This is a genomic window from Estrella lausannensis, from assembly GCF_900000175.1.
Taxonomy (GTDB): domain Bacteria; phylum Chlamydiota; class Chlamydiia; order Chlamydiales; family Criblamydiaceae; genus Estrella; species Estrella lausannensis.
This window is the reverse complement of the sequence record NZ_CWGJ01000025.1, coordinates 105,560-127,247: the sequence shown is the minus strand read 5'-3', so window position 1 is coordinate 127,247 and position 21,688 is coordinate 105,560. Positions and strand designations below refer to the sequence as shown.

Here is a 21,688-nt window from a genome sequence, read left to right as displayed (position 1 = left end):
CTGTTATGAACAGGCTCCACGAAAGCGTTTCCGAATTCTTTTGACTTGGCTTGAAAAATCCCGTAAAATTCAAAACCAATTTGTAACACAAGGGTTTTCAGCCATGCTCCCCGGAAAAAAATCCGAACTCAAATTTAATCCACTCTTGGAGGAAAGCGCAACCGAAAAGCTTTCCCGGTCCAAATTGTTTATGTGGGTTTTGTCCAACACCCGGCTGGTAGGAACCGCGGCGGCTATAGCCGTTGCCCTTTTCCTTGCACTAGCCTTCTTCATGACGCGAAGCGATGCGGAGCAGCAAGAAGAGTATATCAAGCTTCAGGCTAGCTTGGACAAAATGAAGAGCAACCTCTACCAGGGAAATGATGAGGAAGCCGTTAAAGTTTGGCAGGAAACGAAAACACTTCTTTCACACCGTCCCTCTTTCCGCCAAGCTTTCCAAGCTGAATCGGCACAACTTCTTTTGATGCTGGGAAAAGATCAGGACGCTCTTCCCTTGATGACAGCATCCATTGAAAGAACAGCTACCTCATTTCCGGAAAGCGCACGCCCCTTCGATGACGTCACCCTGCAGATCGCCGCAGGCGACATCAGCAAAGCTCTTCAGACAGCACGCCAATTTGACGAAGCATCCAGTGAAAATGTCTCATCACGGCTAAGAGCTTTCAACCTTCTTCAAATCCCGGCAATCGCCCGAGTGGCGAATGAAAAGGATATAGAGCTCCAGGCAATTGAAAAAATTTTTCGCCTGATTGAAGCTAAAGACCCTATGAGCCAGCCCCTCTTGACGATAGCAACCCTGATTCAAAGCGAAAGAGTTAACTATCTCGACTATCTCAAAGAGCGTAAGCTCTCTTTAAATACTTCAAAGTAAAGGGTCCAACCGGACCAATCGCTGTATACCGAAGCAGAACAATCTCATTTTTTGATCTGTTTCGGTATACCGTTCATTTTGTCAGATACATATATTTTGATTTTTTATATAGTTGCTGCTACATCTTGAAAAAAGGGTGCTAAATGCGCCCTTTTTCCTCCTGTAACCCAGGAGAAAAACATCCTACCGGTGGAGCAAAAAGAGCAAGAAGGAGGTGGCAGAGGACTTGGAATGCAAGCTAGCTTGCACGCTCAACAACCACGAATTGGATGTCTTAATTAAATAAAGAAAATGGACCCTTGGATACTAAATCCAAGGTTTTTGAAACCCGCAAAGGAGAATAAACGCCTTAAACGCAAGACGCATCATAAGAATTGATTTAAGGAGGTTATTCTCCTGATAGATACCTCTGATGAGGTACGGAGAATATACCGTGAGTCCAAAGCATTGCTCACTCGCTTATGATGTTGAAGAAGACTTCTTGGATAAGGTCCCCGGCTCTGATGAAATGGGATCTTCTCTAAAAGTCGTCTCCCATAAGCGCTTTGTGGAGAATTCTTCCCTTGAAGAACTAGTCTTTGTGAAAGGAAGAATTAATGTGTCTTTCTAACCGAAAGGCAAACGATAATTGAAGCAGCTTGAAATCGATGATTTCAAGCTGCTTTTTTTTTACCGAAAGCCTATCGAAATGGGCGCTAAAACTTTGAGAAAACCCCGGATTGAGACACTTTCAGTATCCGGTATAGTCTGTTTCCAAAACCACCCCCTGATTTTCAAAAAAATCTTACATCAAGATAGGCGCACTATTGTAGTGACACCGCCACCATCTAAAAAATTGGGAGCCGCTCGGTTTAATCAATCGACCGCTTTAAATTAAACAGTTCATCACATAACATCCAAATTGAAATACAAACATCATTCAAATTAAAAATATTATTATGCAAACAGCTACATTTTACTATGAGTTCATCCGGTCACCCGAAGCGTGCACATGGCTCACCTCAGACCACCGCCGGCTCCTAGCCACAGCCCTTCATGAGGCCACAGACAAATATTTCAAGCGAATTCAGCCCCTTTGGAACGAGACGCAATCGAGCAATTGGGTGTTAATGGATGTTTCTCATCAAAGGCAGATTAAAGCGGCACACCGGTTTGAATCCAGGATAGCCCTTATTGAAGAGTGCCTGTCCGCTTGCCTGTGGCTTGACCTGAAAAAACCGGAAGACCCCAAAGAACAGAGTCTCTTAGAATCGTTTATCGATGCCGTCGCTACCCGAAAAAAAGAGGCGGTCAAAGTCCTGAAAGAGAGAGTTGCTCAATTAACTAAGTTGCAAATTTGGCTTAAGGAAACAAAGAACCTGACAGGCAGCTCTTTTCCTGAGGCAAGTTCCGACTCCGCTTCCCGTTTGGACAGAGTTGAAATGAAGGCGAAAAAGTGGTCCAGGCAGACGAAGACGCTGACAGTCCATCTGGAATCGTCCTACAACACCCTCTATCTGTTGTTCAAGCATAAGTCCTACCGGGGTATGGCCTTCACATGTCAAAAACCTGTTGCATTCCTCAAGGGAGTCAACACTGAGTGTCTGACACCCCAAGCCTTTCCATTAACGGCTCAAATGGAAACGCTCGTTTATGATGTAGCTACCAAACTCGGCCTCGGGCCCTATTTTGCCGAAACTAAACTAACAGTTATTGAAACAACTACCGGAAGTTTTTCGGGAAGCATCCAGCGAAGAATAAGAGGAGCGCAACTCGGCCTGCTCTTTGAACAGAAGATGGAAAGGGAAGTCTCCATGTCTGCGTTTGTGAAGGGATTTTTGATCAGCTATCTCTTAGGGAGTACCGATGGGCGTCTCCCCAACCTTTTCCTCAGCGAATGCAAAAAGCGCCTTATCCATTTTGACAACAGCCGCTCTCTCCCTCACTCGAACGGATGTATTAGGAAATGGAATCATGTGCACCTCACATTCCGCTGCCACCTCCTCCAACTGATCCAAGCCCTTGAAGAGATTCCCGAGAAGTCAAGAGCGGACTCGTTCAAGACGCTCTCCGAAGTTGAACCTCTGCTAGGTGAGGTGGAGAAGATAATCAGGGAAAGGGCGGAAGAGCAACAACTACCCGTCGAGTGGATTGACTCTCGAAATATCATGAAAGCCATGGCAGAGAGAATCGAGAATCTAAAAACCCATTTTCCTCAAGCTGAAACAGTTTGGGATTTTATGTTGGCCGCAGAACCCCTGTGGTCCTTTATCAGTGCTTTAAGGCTGCTGATCGCTCTGCATAGCGAAAGGACGTCCCACCTGGAGGCATTTTTAAACGATCAGGAACCTCCTCCGGAAGAAATAAAACGCTTTACCTCCATGGCATGCTGTGGAGAGGAGAATGTGTATAAAATTTTTGTTCAGGCAGCAGGATGCGGTATTGATCCAGAGAAGGTGAAAGCCCTGTCTGATCAGAACAAACAACTTCTCCCATGGATTAAAAGCCTTTTAAATTACTATCATGACAGCCTTTACGAACCCGACTCAGCATCTTCTTCTCTCGGCGACAGATATGCGGCATTGTACAGGGAATTAGAAAAAAAAGCGGAAATTGACGATAAGGATGTCAAGAGCGATCCCAGAGAGCAAACATCCCTGCTCAGCTCAAGCTCCTTTGTTAGCTAAGAGAGCACCCACACACTTAAATCAGTATGCTATGCTGCCGCATAAGACTATATAGGACCGTTGCTGATGCGATAGGAACTGAAACAGGAACAACATCTTAAAAGGAATGGATTTCCTTCGAGAAACAATCCGCGATCCGATTTATACCGAATATGTGTCAAAGTTTAGGATATTGAGATACTTTCGGTATATGCTTTGCTGCTGAATTTAGGTTATAATCTTCGAATAAATTTTCAGCGTAGTATCCCAATATCCTGAAAGTTTTTTAGAAAATTATCACCAAATTCAGCAGCAAAGCATATTGTTTGAGTTCGTGGGCGGTCTCTCGAACTGAAAAAAAGAAAGGAGGCTAGCGATGCTTAAGATAATTCCCAAATCCATTGACTGGGGTGAGGTTGGCAGGAGTGGTTTTGAGAAAAAGTTTCAATCGGATCCGGCCGTTTTCATGCACCGCCTCACGGAAGCCATCCCCCATCAGTTGCTCAATGCTGAATGGCTAAACCTCCATCACATCACAACCAAACAACATCAATACCGTCTGATTTCCGTCGTCCTCACCGCGGCAATTAATGCCCAAACCACCGATTCAACCTCTCGCTTCATCCGAACTTTAGCGCAAGCGGGCGTTTTTTCATCTCTCCCTCCCCTGGATACCAAATCTTGCTTCTTCAAACTAGACCCCCCAAAAGAAAAGGGAATGAACGATCCATGCAGAATATTGGGCGAAACGCTCAGCTACTGCATTCAGAAAGGGGACGAAACGGTTGCCTCTCTCTTAATTGATGAGATAACACTCAACAACGAGCTGTTTCTTCTGAAAGCCTGCCGGCACAACCTGCCCCAGATCGTCACAAAAATAGCTTCGCGACTTAGCGAAGAAACCAAAGCTGCTACTTTCACGCACGGGCTTGTGCTCTGCTGCGAAAAAGGGGCTTTAGAAACATTGAAAACGCTGCTTTCGCTCGGAGCGAATCCTCTCTCAGACCACAATGGCGTCTATCCAGTCCATGCCGCCTGCAAGAATTTGGAAAGTGATTGCTTAAACGCACTTTTGCCATATTTAAACGAGACGGGTTTAAATGCCCGGGAGGAGATGACAGGCCACACCCCTTTGCAGGTTCTTTTCACCCGGCTTGAGAGAAGCTACGACATGGAACAAAGAGCGCGGGATAATCTTAAAACCCTCTCGATGGCCTCGCTCATTCTCGCGCATGGCGCCGACCCCAGCGCCCCATTTGGATTAGAATCCTCCATTCTGCACGACCTCTGCGGTCGCTGGTCTGTGTTCCCTTCCGAAGTCGCTTTTGTGAAACTCCTGATCGATGCGGGCTTAAACCCCACTTCTCCGGGCCGACGGGGATCACCCATCAACAGGCTTTTTCAAAGCCAGCCCGCCGGGGGTGCTGAACTTTTTAAACTGTTGCTGATGAAAGGAGAAACACCCTACTGGACAAAGGATCAGAACATCACTTGGATTGAGCAATTTTTTTGCCGGAAAACGACGAGGTTCCTTGATGAATTTTTCCTAAGCTACTCAGCCACTTTATCCAACCTGTTTCTAGCCGCTGCAGGTTACGCCGATTTCGTCGCCGCAGTCAAGGAGAGCGCCCAAAAGATTGTTGAAGATTGTAGACAAAAAGAGAAGAACCCGCTGGAGCTGGCATGGATTATGCAGCAGCCAACCATTGAAGACACGGCAAAGAGCACACTCTCAGCTCCTGAGATAAACGAGCTGGAAGAGGAGATGGAGCTGCACTTCCCCCATCGATTCCTTTAGAGCCTGTAATAAAACTGAAATAGCGGCGGCCTCCTGCGGGGTAAAACCCAACACAAATGTATCTCCTTGGAAATTAAACGCAAAGATGATACATTCTCTGGCCAACCGACAAAAGTTCGATTTTAGAGCTCCATTCTGCACCCCTATTTCTTGTCGTTTAAGCAGCGAATGGATCGGCTAAGAGACCGAGAACCTGGCCGCGAAACGTTTTCGCCACCTAGGTTCTTTTTGAATTCATATATACCCAAAGCTTTGAGAAATCTGGTCTTTAACTTTGAGAAATCTCTCCAAGAGTGAAAGATTGCAGAAAGCTAAAGACCAAATTTTGAGACGCTTTCGATATACTTCCGATCTCCTCCGGCGAGAGTCCCGAAAACAGAGGCTGCCCTTTTTCCAACGAAATGCGCTGAATTTTTAGGCAAGGGACACATGCTGAAGGGCTGCCGCATGAGATTGACCACTAATTTTTTGTAACCGTGAAATTGTGATACAGCCGAAAATGTCTCAAAATTTGGGATTTTGAGCGCATTTCGGTATAATGCGGTAGCAGGCAAGATAGATGTTTTTTGAAAATTCACTATACCATAGACTGCTGCTACTCTCTATAAGTCTACAAGATAGGAGCCCTACAGGCGGCAGCAAGCCTTAGGGAATGCGAAGGAGAAATTTTTTGATGGGCAAATCGCTAATCATCGTAGAATCGCCGGCCAAGATTAAGACACTGAGAAAATTCTTAGGCGCCAACTACATTTTTGAATCGTCTGTCGGTCACATCAGGGATCTGCCTGAAAGTGAATTCGGCATCGCCATCGATAATGACTTCGAACCAAGTTACACCATTTTGAAAGACAAAAAGAAGGTGTGCGACAGTTTGAAGAGCGCCGCGAAAAAAAGCGATGTCATCTATCTTTGCCCCGACCCTGACAGGGAAGGAGAAGCGATCGCCTGGCATATTCAGGAAATACTGAAAGACACCCTCAAAAAAGATATTCCTTTCAAACGAGTCACTTTCAACTCCATCACGAAAGAAGCTGTGCTCAAGGCCCTTGAGACTCCTAAAGACATTAATCACTCGCTGGTCGATGCTCAGCAAGCCAGGAGGCTTCTCGACAGGATCGTAGGTTACAAAATCTCCCCTATCCTCAACAAACGCATCCAAAGAGGGCGTGGAGAGGGCGTTTCTGCCGGAAGAGTGCAGTCTGTAGCCCTCAAACTGGTTGTCGACAGGGAAAAAGAGATAGAAGCGTTCGTAGCCGTCGAGTACTGGAAACTCGGAGCGCTCTTTAAGAAAGCGGAAGATGAGAAGCAGTTTAAAGCATCCCTCTTCTCCGTCGACGGAAAGAAAATCATCAAAGAATCTTCCGAAGGCGATGGTTATCAGATAGGCAACAGAGAAGCTGCTGAAGAAGTTCTCGCAAGGATGAAGGGACATCCCTACCATGTCGAAAGCGTTGAGAAAAAAGAAAAGAGACGCTTCCCCGTCCCCCCCTTCATCACGTCGACACTCCAGCAAGAGGCAAGCCGCCACTTCGGTTTTTCCTCCCAAAGAACGATGAGCATCGCGCAAAAGCTCTACGAAGGGATCGACATGGGAACGGAAGGTCAGGAAGGTTTGATCACCTACATGCGTACCGATTCGGTTCGTGTAGCGCCTGAAGCCATCTCTGAAGCACGCTCCTATATCCAGAATCAATACGGCGCCGATTATTTACCGGAAACTCCCAAATACTACACCACCAAAAAAAGCGCACAGGACGCGCACGAAGCGATCAGACCGACAAATCTTTTGCACCCACCGGAGAAGATCGAGAAATATCTGTCCAAAGAAGAATTTTTACTCTATCGCCTGATCTGGAGAAGGTTCTTAGCCTCGCAGATGATGCCCGCCGTATACGACACGATGAGCGTCGATATCGTCAACGGAAAGGGAATATTGCTGAGAGCTACCGGTTCTGTCATTAAATTCTCCGGCTTTTTAGCGGTTTACGAAGAGAAAATCGACGAAGAAGACAAAGACGAAGAAGACAGGCTTCTGCCCAAGCTTGAAGAAGGAGAAACGCTGAAGACGCTGGACTTCTTCCATGAGCAATCGTTCACAAGACCCCCTCCACGCTTTACCGAAGCATCCTTAGTCAAGGAGCTGGAAAAATCGGGCGTTGGCAGACCGTCGACTTATGCCGCTATCATGAACAAGATCCAGAGCCGCGACTATACAGTCAAAGAGAGCGGCAGGCTTAAACCCACAGAGCTCGGACGGGTGATCGCCAATCTGCTCGAGGCAAACTTCAAAGACATCATGGATATTGGCTTCACCGCCAGCATGGAAGATGACCTTGAGTCGATCGCCGAAAGCAAGCGTCCCTGGAAAGCCGTTGTGAAAGACTTCTGGCAGCGTTTCTCTCCCCAGCTGGAACTGGCCGAGAAACAGGCTTTCGTTCCTAAAATTGAAACCGATATCCCTTGTCCGCAATGCGAGAGCGGTAAACTGCAAAAAATCTGGTCGAAAAACAAATACTTCTTTGGATGTTCCAATTATCCAGAGTGCAGTTTCTCAGCTCCCGTCGAAACGATCGATTTCAAAAAGGAAGATTACGCAGAAGACTTTGACTGGGATCAAAAATGCCCACTGTGCAGTTCTGAAATGAAACTCAGACATAGCCGGTTCGGCTCATTCCTCGGCTGCAGTAAATACCCCGATTGCAAGGGGCTTGTCAATATCCCTAAGAAGGGAGAAAAAATCATCCCCGAAAGCGAACTGCCCTCCTGTCCGGCAGTCGGCTGTCCTGGAAAAATTGTCTCAAGAAAATCGCGCTTCGGCAAAATTTTCTTTTCCTGCTCAACCTTCCCGGAGTGTGATGTGATCGCCAATTCAGTCGAAGAGCTGAATGCAAAATATCAGGATCATCCGCGCACTGCCTACGTCAAAAAAGAGCGCTACCCCTCTAAAGGAAAAAAGGGAAAAGAAAAGTCGGCCAAAGAATCGAAGGCTAAAAAAACTTCCAAGGCGACTAAAGCCAAAAAAGCAGCCCCCGCCAAAGAGAAGGCAAAAAGGGCGCAGAAAGAACTGACCCTGACAGGACCTCTGAAGGATTTTTTGGCAAAAGACACGATGAGCCGCGGAGATATCACCAAAGAGGTGTGGGTCTATATCAAAGAAAAAGGGCTGCAGGACGCAAACGACAAGCGCCTGATCGTACCTGACAAGAAGTTGGCCAAGGTTTTGGGTACAGATGAGCCGGTCAACATGTTTAAACTGCCGGGCCTTTTAAACAAATATATCGGCGACAAGTAACCTCCCCCCTTCTTCATCAAGGCCGGCTTTGCTGCCGGCCTTAAGTTCCTTAACTTCCAAGAAAGTGTCTCAAGAATCGCTATCGGCGATTTGCCGATACGGATTTTAACCGGCGAAAAGACAAATAGAGAATAAGCTCAAAGAACCCAAGAAGAAGCTCTGTTAGCAATAATTTTCAGCCAAAGACTCCTTGCTTTAACTTAAGAATATTGCCTTCAGAGCGCCAATTAGCAGTTGTTTCTCAAGAATTTAAGCTTACGATTAACCAGCTTTTCCCAATCTTTGTTTCAGAGCAGGTAAGAACCTGGTGATGGGTAGGCTCGACTCGGGGTTGTCGCCGTTGAAGCTCTCCGCCCACTCAAATACGCTTTCCCAGCTATACCCGATCTTCAAGCGGCGAGGAACTTTGACGTTCAGAAAATAGTCTTCATCACGCGTCCAGTAGTGGTTGATCTGGGCAAATTCAAACGGGGCGCTCTCCCACTTTCTTCCTTTGGAAAGGCCGCAATAGTGGCTTGTCCCGCATCCTGTGACATCTTTCGGCTTGACGATTACCTTGAACAAAGAACTTGGAGTTCTGCCCGAGTTCATCGTGAGCATCTCTGTCATCAACTTATCCTCCGGTATCTTCTCGACATAGGAAGTCCCGAACATCACCCACTTGATTGATATCTGCGACAGCTTTGGAACCACTTTGTCGTAAGCTTTTAAGAACGCAGGAAGAGAGTCGTGCTTGACCGGGACAATAAACTCGTCGGCATCAACGATGGCCAACCATTTAGCCTTGTCTTTGGCGCGACTCACTGCATCATTGATTGCATCGGTTTGCACCTTAATCCAGGAGCCCTCTTTTCCCTCCTCATGGGCAAAGGGCCAATCAATCAGTTCCACCTCTCCGGAATCAATATAGGGTTTAAGGACAGAGTCGTAATCATCGGTGCTCAGGTTGTTATACAAGTAGAAGTGCTCTACACCGACAAGCTTATGATATTCAATCCACTCTTTTAGCCAGGGCGCCTCGTTCTGAAACACGATCGTTGCAGCTAAAAACCATTGGAAATTCTCCTTAGCTTTTTTAGGCTCAATTTGCTCCCTTGAAGAAGTTTTAGAGAGATAGCCGTCATAGTAGTCATCGTCATCGTCGTCCACCATCTCAAAAATCAAAAGCGGCTCTTCAGAATCCTTCCCCAGCGGGGTATGGCAAAATGCCATGACCGGCAGGAGAAAAAAGCTGGCAACAAACAGCATTACTCTACGCATAGGCACTCCTTATGTAGGACTTGATGAAAGTTCACAGAACATTAAGAAGGTCTCACGTATTTTTCAATCACTCTTTTGTTATTTTCATCAGAACGCTATGCTTGGCCAAACTGTGCCGAAACTATCGGCAGCAGGCTCTAATTTATACCGAAAGTGCCCTCTAATGCTGTTTAACGGGCACCTCAGAGCCAAATTCCACAACGATGCCGAAAGTGTCTCAAAACCGAAAAATTAAATTTTGAGACACTTTCGGATACCATTAAAAGGAGCCTTTCTTGATTTGGCAATCTTTGATTTTATTCATCTTTCTGCAGACCGCTACGCTCGGTGCAGAAGGGATGTCCTCGCTTGAGCAGCTGATGAAATTGAATGAAAAAGAACTCATCGAAAACTATCAGGGCAAAGAGGTGGAGCTGAAGGGATTTCTCTACGCTGGCTCCGGAGACAGACACTTCCTCTCCACGGAGCCTAATTTGAAAAGCTGCTGTTTAAAAGCGAACGGGCAAGGGATGAGGGCGATTGAAGTTGAAGGCTTGGGGCTTTCAAGCCGCGAGGGTTCTCTCGTTGCGCTGAGAGGTATTCTCTACATCGATCAAAACCCGCCGCACAGCCTGCATCTTCTTGCAGCTCTTCCTGCAGAAGACGATGACGGCAAGATTATCACGTTCGCTATGTTGATGATCGGTCTGGCGCTGATGGGATACATCTGCTATCTTCTATGCACCGATAAAATCTGGAAGAAGAGGTGAAGGGGGCACCCAAAAGGGGGCTCTTAGTGAATCCCTTCGAGAAGAACTTCTGTGATGGGCGTATTCAAAAATCGCTCCCCCGTTTCGCGGAATTTCTCAGGATCATCGGAGACAAAGTAACGAGTTTCTGCTGAGCTTCCCTTTCTGTTTTCAAGACCCAATTCCAGCAACACCTCTTTCACCTCTTTGCTGCAAGTTGTCGCAGAATCGACAATGAAGACGGATGGGTGCAAAGCCTTTTTAATCTCATCATGCAAGAGGGGATAGTGTGTGCAGCCAAGAAGAATGGTATCGCACGCCTTTTCCTTGACTCGTTGCAAATACTCCTCAATCATCAGTGCAGCCGCCGGATGATTGCCCATCCTCTCTTCAATCATCGGAACAAGCAGCGGACAGGCCTGGGAGATGACTTCGATCGAAGGGTCAATGGAATGAATCGCTTTAGGATACACCTCGGAGGCCACGGTAGCTCTTGTTGCCAGCACTGCGATCCGCTTGTTCTTAGTCACAGCCACGGCGGCTTTTGCCCCTGGATGAATGACTCCCACCACAGGAATATTGAACAGGCGCCTCAGCTTGTTGATTCCATAGGCGGAAGCGGTGTTGCAAGCGACAACCAGCATCTTGATGTTTTTTTCGAGGAGGAAGATGGCATTTTCGATGCAGTAACGTTCGATTGTCTTCGCGCTCTTGCTACCATAAGGAACCCTTGCTGTGTCTCCAAAGTAGACAACAGACTCATCGGGCAGCTCTCTTTTGATTTGGCGAAGGACAGTCAAACCTCCCACGCCGGAATCGAATATTCCGATCGCTTTTTGATTCATCGTAAAAATACAGGTTAACTTCGTGAATGGTGAAAAGCTCTATCGCGCCGCCGAGATATTCTTAACAATTGGTCTTTGGCAAAACCCCAATGCCACACTTTGAGACAATTGCGGTATAAGCAGCTTCGGGTCAGTTGGAGGCGGGCACTTTCAGTTTCTGCCCCGTAAAGATGACATCGTTTTTAAGGTTGTTAATCTCCTTGAGCCTTTTGATGGAGAGCTTATTTTTCGATGCGATAAGCCCCAGAGAGTCGCCCGATTTAACCTGGTAGGTCACATAATTGCCATCGCTTTCGGGTTCCGGGCTCTTAAGACCGTCCATCAAGGCAGTGAGAGCCGAGCGCAAATGCTCGATGCTGTCATTTTGGGCCTGAACAATTTTTTCCAAATCCTTCAGACGCGCCTGGGTGTCTTGGTAAGAGGTCGCGTGATGGTTGCTGTGGTTTTTTAGCTCCTTCAAGTCTTGTGCGAACCCCTTGATCGTGCTGTCTTGCGAAGAAAACTTCTGATCCAAGCTGCCGATCTTCCCCTTAGCCTCTTCGTTGTTCTTTTTCTTGGCACTTTCCAGATCTCTCTTGAGCGCTTCAATGACATCTTCCTGAGTTCTCAGGCGCTCATTGATCACATTGATTTCCGTCTGGAGGTTGGACAATTCATGACGCACCGAGGCTGTGCTTTGGGAGTCTTTGGAGGCCTCACGCGAATTCCAGGAAGCTGCCTGTAAAGGGATTGTGGAAAAGGAGAATAGGCAAAGCAAGAGTGCCGCTGCGACATCTTTGGATTTAAGAGAAGTGTTTACCATCTTGCTTTACCTTGTGCTTTCAAGCCTGTACTGATTTGAATTTCAGTACAGGCTCTTACCCTGAAATGGATTGAAAGCCCTATCTTTGGAAATAAATTTTGAATTCAGCTCTTCTGTTTTGGCTCCAGGAGTCCTCATTCTTTCCGAGCACCAGCGGACGTTCCCTTCCATAGGATATGGTAAAGACGTTATCGGGGCTGACACCTTCCTGAACAAGATACGATCTTACGGCATTGCTTCTTTTTGCACCGAGGGCCAGGTTATAAGCTTCAGGACCTCTCTCATCGCAATGGCCTTCGACAAACACATACACGTTGGGATGTGAACGCATGTAGTTGGCCACATCGCGTGCGATCGCCATGTTATCTTCGCCTTTCAGCAAGTTGCTGTCGTAGTCGAAGTGGATATTGCGGAAGATATCGGCCACTTCCGGCATGGTGCTTGGATCGACAAACGCCTCTATACCGGGAATCGGACTTCCAGGATCTCCTGGGCTGTTTCTTGGCTGACGCACTGTGGGATCAGCCAAAGCTAAATCGTCACCGAATTCCACATCGCCAAGAGGAACGAAGTCGTCTTGAAATTTCGTTTCATTAGCTCCATACAGCTGATCGCGCGAACGGATCTGCCTCGAGTCATTATGCTTTCCTCCGAGAGCGCAAACACCTCTCTTCACATGCCTGGAAGCGGTTCTTGTATCATCCACCACTTCGTCAGTCGAGCGCCTGCAAGATGGGCTTATCGCGAGGCTTAAGATAGCCATTCCCAAACATACGAACTTTTTAGTCATATGATCCTCATACAAACTGTCATTAAAAAACTTTGAAACACTTGGCGGCAGCACACCACACCCCTCACAAACACTCTGAACAGGCGCAGTCCTTCGTACCGCAGAAACCGGCAAAACGTGCCCGATCTTAACAAACTGAAGCGACCCAAGGCAAGCCAAATCGAATGAATGCGATCCATAGGGAGTGCTTAAAGCAAGGTTTCCTTTGAAGAGCCTGCGCTAAGACTCAAATCTGCATGCTGTGCTATCGAATTTATACCGAAAGCATCTCAAAGTTCAGCATGGGGGCTTTCTGAAAGCCTCGGAATTGAAAAGACGCAAGCCACTTCATACTTCTGATATTAGGTGACTTACAACCTTTCAATCTCAGAAAGCCTTCTCTTTACCGAAAACCACATTTTGAAACACTTTCGGTAAAAGCTTAAAGAACTCGGCGACATCGCGCCCGGGCAGGTTCTGCAGCCGACGGACCGATGTCAAGACAAAGCATTCATGTTCACACACTTAAAAGAGGGGCTCCCAGTGCGGAAACCTCTTCTCTCCGGCTCCCTTGCTCACCTTCACCATCTTTTTCTGATTGAGGTTAATGATATAGAGGTCGGACTCTTTGCCATTATCGTTGTTAAATACCAGGTGCAAGCTGTTCGGAGCCCAGGAGGGATTCTCCTTGTTGCCAGGTCCGGTCGTTAGCTGCGTCTCCGTTCCACGTTCCAAGTCATACACAAAAATCTGCCTTGATCCATCGACAGTCGCGCAATACGCGATTTTCTTCCCGTCATAGGACCACGCCGGCGCCGTACATCCCCTTCGAAACTTCGTCAGTAGCACGGGCTTCAAATCCGTCGACTGTGTCCAGGGACGGGAAATGTCGACGGTGTAGATTCGGGGAGAGCCGTCTTTATTGGAAACAAATGCCAGTTTCTTGCCATCGGGACTGAACGAGGGTGTGCCCTGGGTTCCCCATTTCACGGAAAACACCTGTTTAGGCTTACCCTCCACTTGCCCTTCTTTCTCGAACGGCATCAGGAACATATCAGGATTGCCGGCGACATCGGATATAAAAGCGAGAGCATTCCGCTGCAGATTCATCGTGGGCATCAGCTGGTTTCCCTTCATCAGCGTCACTCGGGTTGATTTACCATCGGTGAGGGAAGCGGCATACATCTTCGGAATTCCTGTTTGATAAGACACATACAGAATCGTTCCCGGATGCTTTCCTGGAGCTGCCGGTGCGTATTGCGGTGTGACAACATACCCCTCTCCCGACACCACAGCGTTTGCGTTGGCACCGTCATAATCCATCTCCCAAATATCAGAGATCCATTCGTTCTTTCCGGAGGCCTTTTTGCGTATGGTGTAGAGAATCTTTGTTTTGGCTATGCCCTCCTGCCCGAAAAGGACTTTATGGATCTGGTCTGCGAAAAGATGGATAAGCCGCCTGTCGTCTGAGAGTTTTCCCGAAAGCGTGATGCCCCCAACAGTTTTAACCCATCCTCCGCTGATCGAAAAAAGCTTTGCCTGCAACTTATTGGCAGACACTTTCAAGGCAAGGGCATAGGGGAGATCCGCCCCCTTGAAAGCAGCTCCGGCCATCTGCTCATCGCCAAAACTTTTCTTCGCCGCCTCCTCCAGTTTAGGATCTTTGGCAGCGACCGCGGCCATGCCGCCAAATCCTATATCAAAACGGAGCAACTCCCCGAGCGACTTCAGATACTCGCCGCCCATGTCGGCATTGTCACTTTGGATGTCGGAAACATAGATGGGCAGAAGATTGACTTCCGTCTCCAGCCGCACGAGCAGCGACTCGCGGTCTTCGATCTCTGCCGCAAAAGAGGCAGAGACCTTAAGGACCAAGCAAATAAAGAGATGTTTTATAAACCTATTGAACATGACGCACCTGGTTGAAACAAAAATTCAGATATACCGAAAGTCTCTCAAAATTTGAGCTTAACGAAGCTCCACTGCCAAATTATGAGGGGCTTTCGATATAACTACTCATCATTTGTCAGGCTGATGTGAAACGTAAACTCCGATTTCTTTGCCAAAGACCCGCTGAAAGGCGCAAACTTGATCTTCGGAAGATGGCTCTCCACATAAGCCTTGTTCAAACTACTTTTTGCCCTTTCTATTTTGAAGCTGATAATGCTTCCCTTGGATGAGAGCTGAAGCACGATATCCACTTTTCCATATTCCGGCAGCTTCAGGTTCCGCTTCAGGGCATAGACAAGCTCATCGGTATAATCGACATCCAGCTGATAGCTTCCTTCATCGTAGAGATCGACATTTAACGAACCGATCAGCTTCGCCTCATTTACTTGCTTAGCGGATTGATTTGCAGAAAGAGCGTTTACGTTATCTCGATTCCTTTCAATTTTTGCAATTTTTTCCTTAGCTTCCTTCAGACACTTGCTCAGCCTCTCGTCCGCCCTCTTTTTTTCTTCTGCTTTTTTGGCGGAAGAATCGGGCTTAACAACCTTTTTAACCTCGACCGGTTCAGCTTTCTTGACAGGCTTTGGCTTAAGGGGTGGCTCCTTCTTGGCCGAAGCAGCTTTTTTCTTGGATTCTTTCTTTATCTCTTTCGGAGCTGTCTTTTTAGGAGGGGCGGGGGGCTGAAATTCCTCTTGGGGTGGCAAGGCAGGCTTTTCTTCGAGGCGGGACGCTGGGGGGTCCTCTTTGATGGGTTCTTCTTTTTTAGCGGGAGACGGAGTATCAACCACCGCTATTGTAGTGTCGGGCCTTCGCAGGGCAGAAGGCTTCGATCTTGCCTCTTTCAACTGCACCGTCTTGACCAAAAACTTCTCCTTTTTCTTTACCGGCTGCGGCTCGGGACCGTTAAAAAAAGTCAGCATCCCCAAGAAAAGGTGGCCAAGGATGACAAAGACAGAAATATAGATGAGCGAGGTGTCTTTTCTCAAAACCACCGGTCCTTTTAGAGGAATCATGGCCCGCAACTCTTCTTTGCCGCGCATGTTACAATTTCACTGATTGAATCGCTCTTTGGCGAATTTATAGACCGTCTGCACAGTGTCTCAAAATTTGACTTTTTGTCTTTGAGAATGCTCTACTTCTTCGAAGGGGAAAGTACGATATCCATTTCCTCAAAACCGGCAGACTCCAGGGCATTCTTCAGCCTTTGATAGGTGCCGAAGCTAGCCTTCCGATCATGAAACACCAAGGGCTTAGCTTTGGGATAATTTCTTTTAGCCTCTCGCAGCACCCGATCGAGTTCTCCATCCCGAACCCGCATTTTGTTGATGAAAATGGAATCATCTTTTTCCACGTGGAGAGTCACCGGACTGTCATCCTTCTCAAGCAAAGCCACATCTTTAGCATCCGCACCTGCCTCAGCAAGCTCCACTTTACCGATCTCGAGAACGGGAGCGATCAGGATGAACATGATCAGCACAACGAAAACAACGTCGATCAAAGGGGTCAAATTCACTGACGGCCCTTCGTCTTCCGCTCCCTGTTCTCTCTCTCTTTTCCTTCTTAGCCGCATCTGCTCTATCTCAGTCGATATCTACTTTTCGGTACTGCATCTCCACTTGGGCTAAAATATCGGAAGAGAAACACTCCATCTCGACAGAAAAATCACGTATGGAATTTTTCAGGTAATTATAGCCGATCAAAGCGGGGATGGCGTCGATCAAACCAAGCACCGTTGTGGCAAGAGCCAGAGAAAGACCCCCAAGAACCATCTGATTTGTACTGGCCGATGTTTCCGCCTGGAGGTGGGAAAACGTTGTTAAAATACCCCACACGGTTCCCAAAAGACCGAGAAACGGACCCAGGCTGACAACGGTCGCAAGCAAGTAAAGATATTTTTCCAAATGTTTAGTCTCTTGAGCGACAGCGGTGGACAGATGCGATTCGACAATATTAATGTCGGAAGGGGAGAGGAAGGGAGCTTCCTCTCCCGTCGCGCCAAAGTGCTTGTTCTTTTCCAAAATCTCGATCGTCTTTTCCTTAAGCACGCGGTAGAGGGTGAGAAAAGGATTGGGATAGCTGGAAGGAGGAGCTTCGGCATCGATATTCAAAATATTGCTCACTCCCAAGGTGACTTTTTTCTTGAACTGGGAAGAGGTTGTTTTGGCTTGGTAAGTAATCCACCCCTTATGCACTACGATAATCCAGGTCACAACCGACAAAAGGACCAAGGCGATAAAGATCAATTTTCCAAGAACGTCGGAGTTGACATAGGCATCGATGAAAGGGTTGGCAGCGTAAATTACCTGGAAAGGAAGCGCATTCATGGGTCCAATTACACCTTGTTGGCTGACACCCTTTAAGCTTCTGGGAACTACATCCTTATAAAGAAGTGAAGGGAAAGTCAGGGATTCGAAAGCACTTTATCATGAGCGAGGGCTCTCGGCAATTGGAATTTTTGGGCCCCTCTAGCGGCGCGCCCCCCCTTTATTATATCTGGCCGATACGGCTCACAATGTTTCGAAGCTTGTAGCCAAATCCAGCACACTAATCCTATAATTTGAGTGCAGAGGCAATCTCCGCCACAGGGGAATTCGCTGGGGCAGTCCACTCCCCGGTTGAATGACCGGCCCGGGAAAGAGAGGGTATATTGAGTAAAATGAAAATTTTAATTATTTATCGATTTGGCAAAAAGTTGGATTCGTGCTAAAATAACCTTCTTTAAGATTTGGTAAATTTCATTTATGCATTCTACTCGAATAGAATAGAGCACTAACTATCCAAATGAATAGTTTTTAAGTTCATTTACCAGACCTGCCCTTTAAAAGATTGTTACTAACGCCGGGCAGAAACACCGAAAGCGTCTCGACTTATGAGAGACTTTCGGCAAAACGCCCCGGCTTTAAAGGAGATTATATTGGCTAAACGCACGCTATTTCTACTCTTCGCTCTCTTCTGCTTTATCGGAGCGGAATCGCAAATCTTCGCCCATGAACAGGAGATGCCCGGTCAAACTCAGCAAGAGACACTCGAGGAAGATGAACCTTTGACAGTCTCCTGCGTCGCAGATAGCCACTCTATCACCGCAGGCAACCCCTTTTATGTGGCCATCGTTTTAGATCACCAAGACGGCTGGCACAGCTACTGGAAAAACCCGGGCGAAGTCGGAATTCCCACCAGCGTCGAATGGCAGCTGCCGGAGGGCTTCACCGTCTCCGAGCTCAAATGGCCCGTTCCTTCCAGCTTCTCAGAAGGCGGCATTGTCGGTTTTGGCTATGAAGGGAAGACCTACCTGCTCGCTGAAATCACCCCTCCGTCTGCCCTGGAAATTGCCCATTATCCCATAAAAGCGACCGTCAGCTGGCTCGCCTGCTCCAACGATGCTTGCCTGCCAGGCAGCAAAGAGATAGAAATCAAGCTTTCCAAAGCTGAAGGCAATGCCCTTGCAAGCGCACACAAAGAAACGATCGAGAAAGCAAAATCCGCCCTACCCGAATCAGGGTTAGCCGTGGTGTCGGAACAGCAATCCGATGAGACAATCGAGCTTCTCTTAGCTCCCCCGCAAGGTTTGGAGCTGACGCAAGTGCAATTCCTGTCGGCTGCCGCCGATCCAACCGGCCAATTTTCTCCCTGCGTTGCAGAGGTGACGCGTGAAGGCTATATCCGCGTTTCCCTTAAAAAACAGCCGGCAGATCCGGAAGGACAGGCGAAAGTCGAAGGACTGCTAGTCACAGGAGACTCCAAGGTAGCCTCCGCCTATGAAATCAGCCATCACCTGAAGCACCCTTCCCCGGTGTATGAGCAAGATCAGCTGATCGCGCTAAATGATGAAGCCGGAAAACCTGTTATAAACCCGACCTCTCCGCCTACCCCCCTAGAAGAGGAAGGCGAAGGATCGGTTCTCCTGTTCCTCGCCATGGCCTTCTTAGGCGGTGCTATTTTGAATTTGATGCCCTGCGTACTGCCGGTTGTGTCGTTAAAAATTCTAAATTTCATGCAAGTTGCAGGGCAAAGCAGAACCGTCGCCCTCAAGCACGGATTTGCCTACTCTCTGGGCGTCTTAGTCTCCTTTTGGGCTCTCGCCGCCGCTCTCTTGGTTTTGCAAGCTTACGGCAACGCTGTCGGCTGGGGATTCCAGCTGCAGGAACCACTTTTCGTCGCCATTTTAGCAGCTGTTCTTTTTGTCTTCAGTTTGTCGATGTTCGGCGTCGTTGAATTTGGCACAATTCTCCAGGCTATTGCCGGAAAGAAAGAGGTGCAGTCCAAAAAGGAGAGCAAAGGTCTGACCGGCTCGTTCCTAAGCGGCGTTCTGGCAACAGCGGTCGCAACCCCTTGCACCGGCCCATTTCTTGGGCCAGCCATCGGGTTTGCCGTCACGCAGTCTCCTTTCATCTCACTGCTGATGTTCACGTCGCTCGGCCTGGGAATGGCCCTGCCCTATCTTTTACTCTCCGGTTTCCCTAGCCTTCTACGCTTCCTGCCGAAACCAGGAAACTGGATGATCGCCTTTAAAGAGGGCGTGGCATTCATCATGATCGCGACCGTGCTCTGGCTGCTGTGGGTCTTTGGCGCGGAAACAGAACCGATGTCGCTCTTCCTTCTGATGGGAGCGCTTCTCCTATTCGCTATCGCCTGCTGGATTTGGGGACGCTTCGGAACGCCCGTCAAGTCCAAACGCGTCAGGCTCATCGGCGCTCTGTTTGCACTGACCCTTTCGTTCATCGGTGGAAAGCTTCTTGTCGATGCATCCATGGCTACCCCTCCCGAAGAGTTCGCCGTTTTGGAAAATTCCAATTCAGCCGCGGCTTTGCATCGAAACGGTGATTGGGAACCCTTCTCCAGAGAGCGCCTCAACGCCCTGATCAAAGAAGGTAAACCGGTAATCATCGACTTCACTGCGCGCTGGTGCCTTATCTGCCAGACAAACCACATGGTGCTGGCAACTTCCGGCGTCGAGGCTAAATTCAAAGAACTGGGAGTGGTCAAGATGAAGGCCGACTGGACAAGACGCGACCCGGAGATCACAAAAGAGCTGAGGCTCTTCGGCAGAAGCGGAGTTCCGCTCTATCTTTACTACGATGGGAAACAGGCGGAACCGAAGATTCTTCCCCAGATCCTGACCCCGGAAATCGTCATCAGCGCAATGGAAGAGAGCAATTGAACTTAAGTCTTCAAAAAGGCGTCGCCTATTTCGATACGCACGCGCACATCGCCTCAGAGGCGCTCTTTGCAAAAGCCGATGAACTCATTGCAGAGGCCTTAGCACACAACGTCAGCGCCATCGTCAACATCGCCACCGATTCAGAAAGCCTCTCACGAGGCTTTCTGTTGCAACAGCAGCACCCCGGCCTCGTGTTCAACACCGCCGCCGTGACGCCTCACGATTCAGGCACCTTCTCGGAAGAGACCTTCTCTTATTTCTCCAAATCGGCAAAAGAGGGCAAGCTGGTTGCCGTGGGAGAGACAGGCTTGGACTACCATTACATGCACGCTTCCAAAGAGATACAACAAAACATCTTCTCAAGGCACCTCAAGCTGGCCATTGAATCCGACCTCCCCATCATCATTCACTGCCGCGATGCCTTCAGCGATTTATTTGCTATGCTCGATAGCGAGTACCTCCCCAAAAAAAGAGCCTTTCCCGGTATCATGCACTGCTTCACAGGCACCCTGGAAGAAGCCAAAGAGGCTTGTGAGAGAGGATTTCTCATCTCCTTCAGCGGTATCGTCACATTCAAAAAAAGCGTCGGTTTGAAGGAAGTCGCCAAGTGGGTTCCTCTGGATCGCCTCTTGATTGAAACAGACAGTCCCTATTTGGCTCCGGAACCCTTCCGGGGTAAAACCAATCAACCGGCTTATATCGGAAAAACGGCTGAAATGATCGCGGCGCTAAAAGGCATCACGGTGGAAAAAGTGGCGGAAATTACTTGGGAGAACAGCATGAAGGTATTCGGTCTTGAAGGAAAGAATCACCTGAGTCGCTAAACGAAAAGCGCGTCACAGAGGGAGGGGGATAAACAGATCCGCCTCCCTGCGGATCATCAAGTGCCGATTCCCTTCAGCCAGGCCTATAAAAAACTAGCTAAACAGGGCGAATACGATCGCCATCGCTTGGAAGCTGACAAGATAAAAAGCCACATCGATCAGATAGGCCTGGAATGGCTTCTTCGCCCAGAGCACTCCGGAAAAATGGGTTGTGACAATAAATCCGAGCCAAAGCCAGAAAGCGGAAGTCATCGCACCGGCCACTGAGTTGACCTGAAGCTTTTGCAATACGAGCCCCAAAACGTAAGCGATGACAAACCCCACCAAAAAAGCGCCGACATAAGTTTTGGGGGTCCCCTTAATCGAATCTTCCCGAAAGCCATGTGTAAAAGCCCACGCTTTACCTAAAAAATTAGGGTTGTACCAAACCGCTCCCAATACAATATTAACAACTGCGGCTATGACCACCGCCAACGTAAAACCGTCCAGCATGACTTCTCCTTTTCGTAAAAATCAGGAATACCCTATCGCTGTTTTTTTTGCCCAACTTTAGCTGACTTTCGACGTAATATTTAAGTTGCGCCCTAAGATATAATCACTTGTAAATACACTACTCAACGGTGTTCTCTATAAGTTCCTTAAAAGGCGAAATCGGCCGAAAGTATCTGAAAATCTGATGGTTGGCTTTTTATACCGAAAGTCTTTCACACTTTGGTTTTTGGCAAAGGGTAGGCTTCCCAGGACTA

Annotated in this window: 17 protein-coding genes; 8 read left to right on the top strand and 9 right to left on the bottom strand. The window is 48.0% G+C overall.

The features are described 5' to 3' along the window. Positions 1-103: 103 nt before the first annotated feature. The 5 genes from ELAC_RS08120 to topA all read left to right on the top strand — a co-directional run bounded on the left by ELAC_RS08120 (position 104) and on the right by topA (position 8,606). Positions 104-871, top strand: coding sequence for a hypothetical protein (locus ELAC_RS08120; RefSeq protein WP_098038781.1), 768 nt, complete (start codon positions 104-106; stop codon positions 869-871). A 433-nt stretch (positions 872-1,304) separates the two neighbouring features. After that, complete coding sequence (locus tag ELAC_RS11770; protein WP_158227850.1) at positions 1,305-1,481, top strand: hypothetical protein; 177 nt, start codon at positions 1,305-1,307, stop codon at positions 1,479-1,481. A gap of 328 nt (positions 1,482-1,809) precedes the next feature. Then, positions 1,810-3,537, top strand: a complete 1,728-nt coding sequence (locus ELAC_RS08105) for a hypothetical protein (RefSeq protein WP_098038778.1) — start codon at positions 1,810-1,812, stop codon at positions 3,535-3,537. Positions 3,538-3,892: 355 nt separating this feature from the next. Next, entirely contained in the window at positions 3,893-5,314 is a 1,422-nt protein-coding gene (locus ELAC_RS08100) for an ankyrin repeat domain-containing protein (protein WP_098038777.1), read from the top strand. 673 nt (positions 5,315-5,987) lie between these two features. Continuing rightward, positions 5,988-8,606 (top strand): type I DNA topoisomerase, encoded by a 2,619-nt coding sequence (gene topA, locus ELAC_RS08090; RefSeq protein WP_098038775.1) that lies wholly within the window; start codon positions 5,988-5,990, stop codon positions 8,604-8,606. Between the two features lie 261 nt (positions 8,607-8,867). Here topA and ELAC_RS08085 read toward each other — a convergent pair whose 3' ends face one another. Next, positions 8,868-9,866: a glycosyltransferase family 92 protein gene (locus ELAC_RS08085; protein ID WP_098038774.1), complete on the bottom strand. Its 999-nt coding sequence runs from the start codon at positions 9,864-9,866 to the stop codon at positions 8,868-8,870. Positions 9,867-10,141: 275 nt separating this feature from the next. Between ELAC_RS08085 and ELAC_RS08080 the strand changes: the two genes are divergently transcribed. Then, positions 10,142-10,615 carry a hypothetical protein gene (locus tag ELAC_RS08080; RefSeq protein ID WP_098038773.1) on the top strand — a complete coding sequence of 158 codons (474 nt, stop codon included), beginning with the start codon at positions 10,142-10,144 and terminating at the stop codon, positions 10,613-10,615. A 23-nt stretch (positions 10,616-10,638) separates the two neighbouring features. Here ELAC_RS08080 and murI read toward each other — a convergent pair whose 3' ends face one another. The 7 genes from murI to ELAC_RS08045 all read right to left on the bottom strand — a co-directional run bounded on the left by murI (position 10,639) and on the right by ELAC_RS08045 (position 17,284). Then, a complete protein-coding gene (gene murI / locus ELAC_RS08075; protein ID WP_098038772.1) occupies positions 10,639-11,439 on the bottom strand; it encodes a glutamate racemase in 801 nt (266 codons plus the stop codon). Between the two features lie 130 nt (positions 11,440-11,569). Further along, positions 11,570-12,241, bottom strand: coding sequence for a LysM peptidoglycan-binding domain-containing protein (locus ELAC_RS11845; protein WP_204250549.1), 672 nt, complete (start codon positions 12,239-12,241; stop codon positions 11,570-11,572). A gap of 79 nt (positions 12,242-12,320) precedes the next feature. Further along, a complete protein-coding gene (locus ELAC_RS08065) occupies positions 12,321-13,031 on the bottom strand; it encodes an OmpA family protein (protein WP_098038771.1) in 711 nt (236 codons plus the stop codon). Positions 13,032-13,535: 504 nt separating this feature from the next. Further along, positions 13,536-14,921 carry a Tol-Pal system protein TolB gene (gene tolB / locus ELAC_RS08060; protein WP_098038770.1) on the bottom strand — a complete coding sequence of 462 codons (1,386 nt, stop codon included), beginning with the start codon at positions 14,919-14,921 and terminating at the stop codon, positions 13,536-13,538. A 101-nt stretch (positions 14,922-15,022) separates the two neighbouring features. Further along, positions 15,023-16,000, bottom strand: a complete 978-nt coding sequence (locus ELAC_RS08055) for a hypothetical protein (protein WP_098038769.1) — start codon at positions 15,998-16,000, stop codon at positions 15,023-15,025. Between the two features lie 92 nt (positions 16,001-16,092). Continuing rightward, on the bottom strand, positions 16,093-16,530 hold the full coding sequence (locus ELAC_RS08050) for an ExbD/TolR family protein (protein WP_098038768.1): 438 nt from the start codon (positions 16,528-16,530) through the stop codon (positions 16,093-16,095). 10 nt (positions 16,531-16,540) lie between these two features. Beyond that, positions 16,541-17,284: a MotA/TolQ/ExbB proton channel family protein gene (locus ELAC_RS08045; protein WP_098038767.1), complete on the bottom strand. Its 744-nt coding sequence runs from the start codon at positions 17,282-17,284 to the stop codon at positions 16,541-16,543. Between the two features lie 590 nt (positions 17,285-17,874). Here ELAC_RS08045 and ELAC_RS08040 point away from each other — a divergent pair. Further along, positions 17,875-20,118: a protein-disulfide reductase DsbD family protein gene (locus ELAC_RS08040; protein ID WP_158227849.1), complete on the top strand. Its 2,244-nt coding sequence runs from the start codon at positions 17,875-17,877 to the stop codon at positions 20,116-20,118. After that, positions 20,115-20,942: a TatD family hydrolase gene (locus ELAC_RS08035; protein ID WP_158227848.1), complete on the top strand. Its 828-nt coding sequence runs from the start codon at positions 20,115-20,117 to the stop codon at positions 20,940-20,942. The genes ELAC_RS08040 and ELAC_RS08035 overlap by 4 nt, the downstream gene beginning before the upstream one ends. Before the next feature lie 93 nt (positions 20,943-21,035). Here the strand turns inward: ELAC_RS08035 and ELAC_RS08030 are convergent, their stop codons facing one another. Then, positions 21,036-21,434 (bottom strand): DUF1761 domain-containing protein, encoded by a 399-nt coding sequence (locus ELAC_RS08030; protein WP_098038764.1) that lies wholly within the window; start codon positions 21,432-21,434, stop codon positions 21,036-21,038. Positions 21,435-21,688: the final 254 nt, after the last annotated feature.

Coding starts and splice junctions, on each gene's coding strand:
- ELAC_RS08120 (WP_098038781.1), top strand. CDS start 104: ATGCTCCCCGGAAAAAAATCCGAACTCAAATTTAATCCACTCTTGGAG.
- ELAC_RS08055 (WP_098038769.1), bottom strand. CDS start 16,000: ATGCGCGGCAAAGAAGAGTTGCGGGCCATGATTCCTCTAAAAGGACCG.
- ELAC_RS08050 (WP_098038768.1), bottom strand. CDS start 16,530: ATGCGGCTAAGAAGGAAAAGAGAGAGAGAACAGGGAGCGGAAGACGAA.
- ELAC_RS08105 (WP_098038778.1), top strand. CDS start 1,810: ATGCAAACAGCTACATTTTACTATGAGTTCATCCGGTCACCCGAAGCG.
- tolB (WP_098038770.1), bottom strand. CDS start 14,921: ATGTTCAATAGGTTTATAAAACATCTCTTTATTTGCTTGGTCCTTAAG.
- ELAC_RS08045 (WP_098038767.1), bottom strand. CDS start 17,284: ATGAATGCGCTTCCTTTCCAGGTAATTTACGCTGCCAACCCTTTCATC.
- ELAC_RS08030 (WP_098038764.1), bottom strand. CDS start 21,434: ATGCTGGACGGTTTTACGTTGGCGGTGGTCATAGCCGCAGTTGTTAAT.
- ELAC_RS08065 (WP_098038771.1), bottom strand. CDS start 13,031: ATGACTAAAAAGTTCGTATGTTTGGGAATGGCTATCTTAAGCCTCGCG.
- ELAC_RS08085 (WP_098038774.1), bottom strand. CDS start 9,866: ATGCGTAGAGTAATGCTGTTTGTTGCCAGCTTTTTTCTCCTGCCGGTC.
- murI (WP_098038772.1), bottom strand. CDS start 11,439: ATGAATCAAAAAGCGATCGGAATATTCGATTCCGGCGTGGGAGGTTTG.
- ELAC_RS11845 (WP_204250549.1), bottom strand. CDS start 12,241: ATGGTAAACACTTCTCTTAAATCCAAAGATGTCGCAGCGGCACTCTTG.
- ELAC_RS08100 (WP_098038777.1), top strand. CDS start 3,893: ATGCTTAAGATAATTCCCAAATCCATTGACTGGGGTGAGGTTGGCAGG.
- topA (WP_098038775.1), top strand. CDS start 5,988: ATGGGCAAATCGCTAATCATCGTAGAATCGCCGGCCAAGATTAAGACA.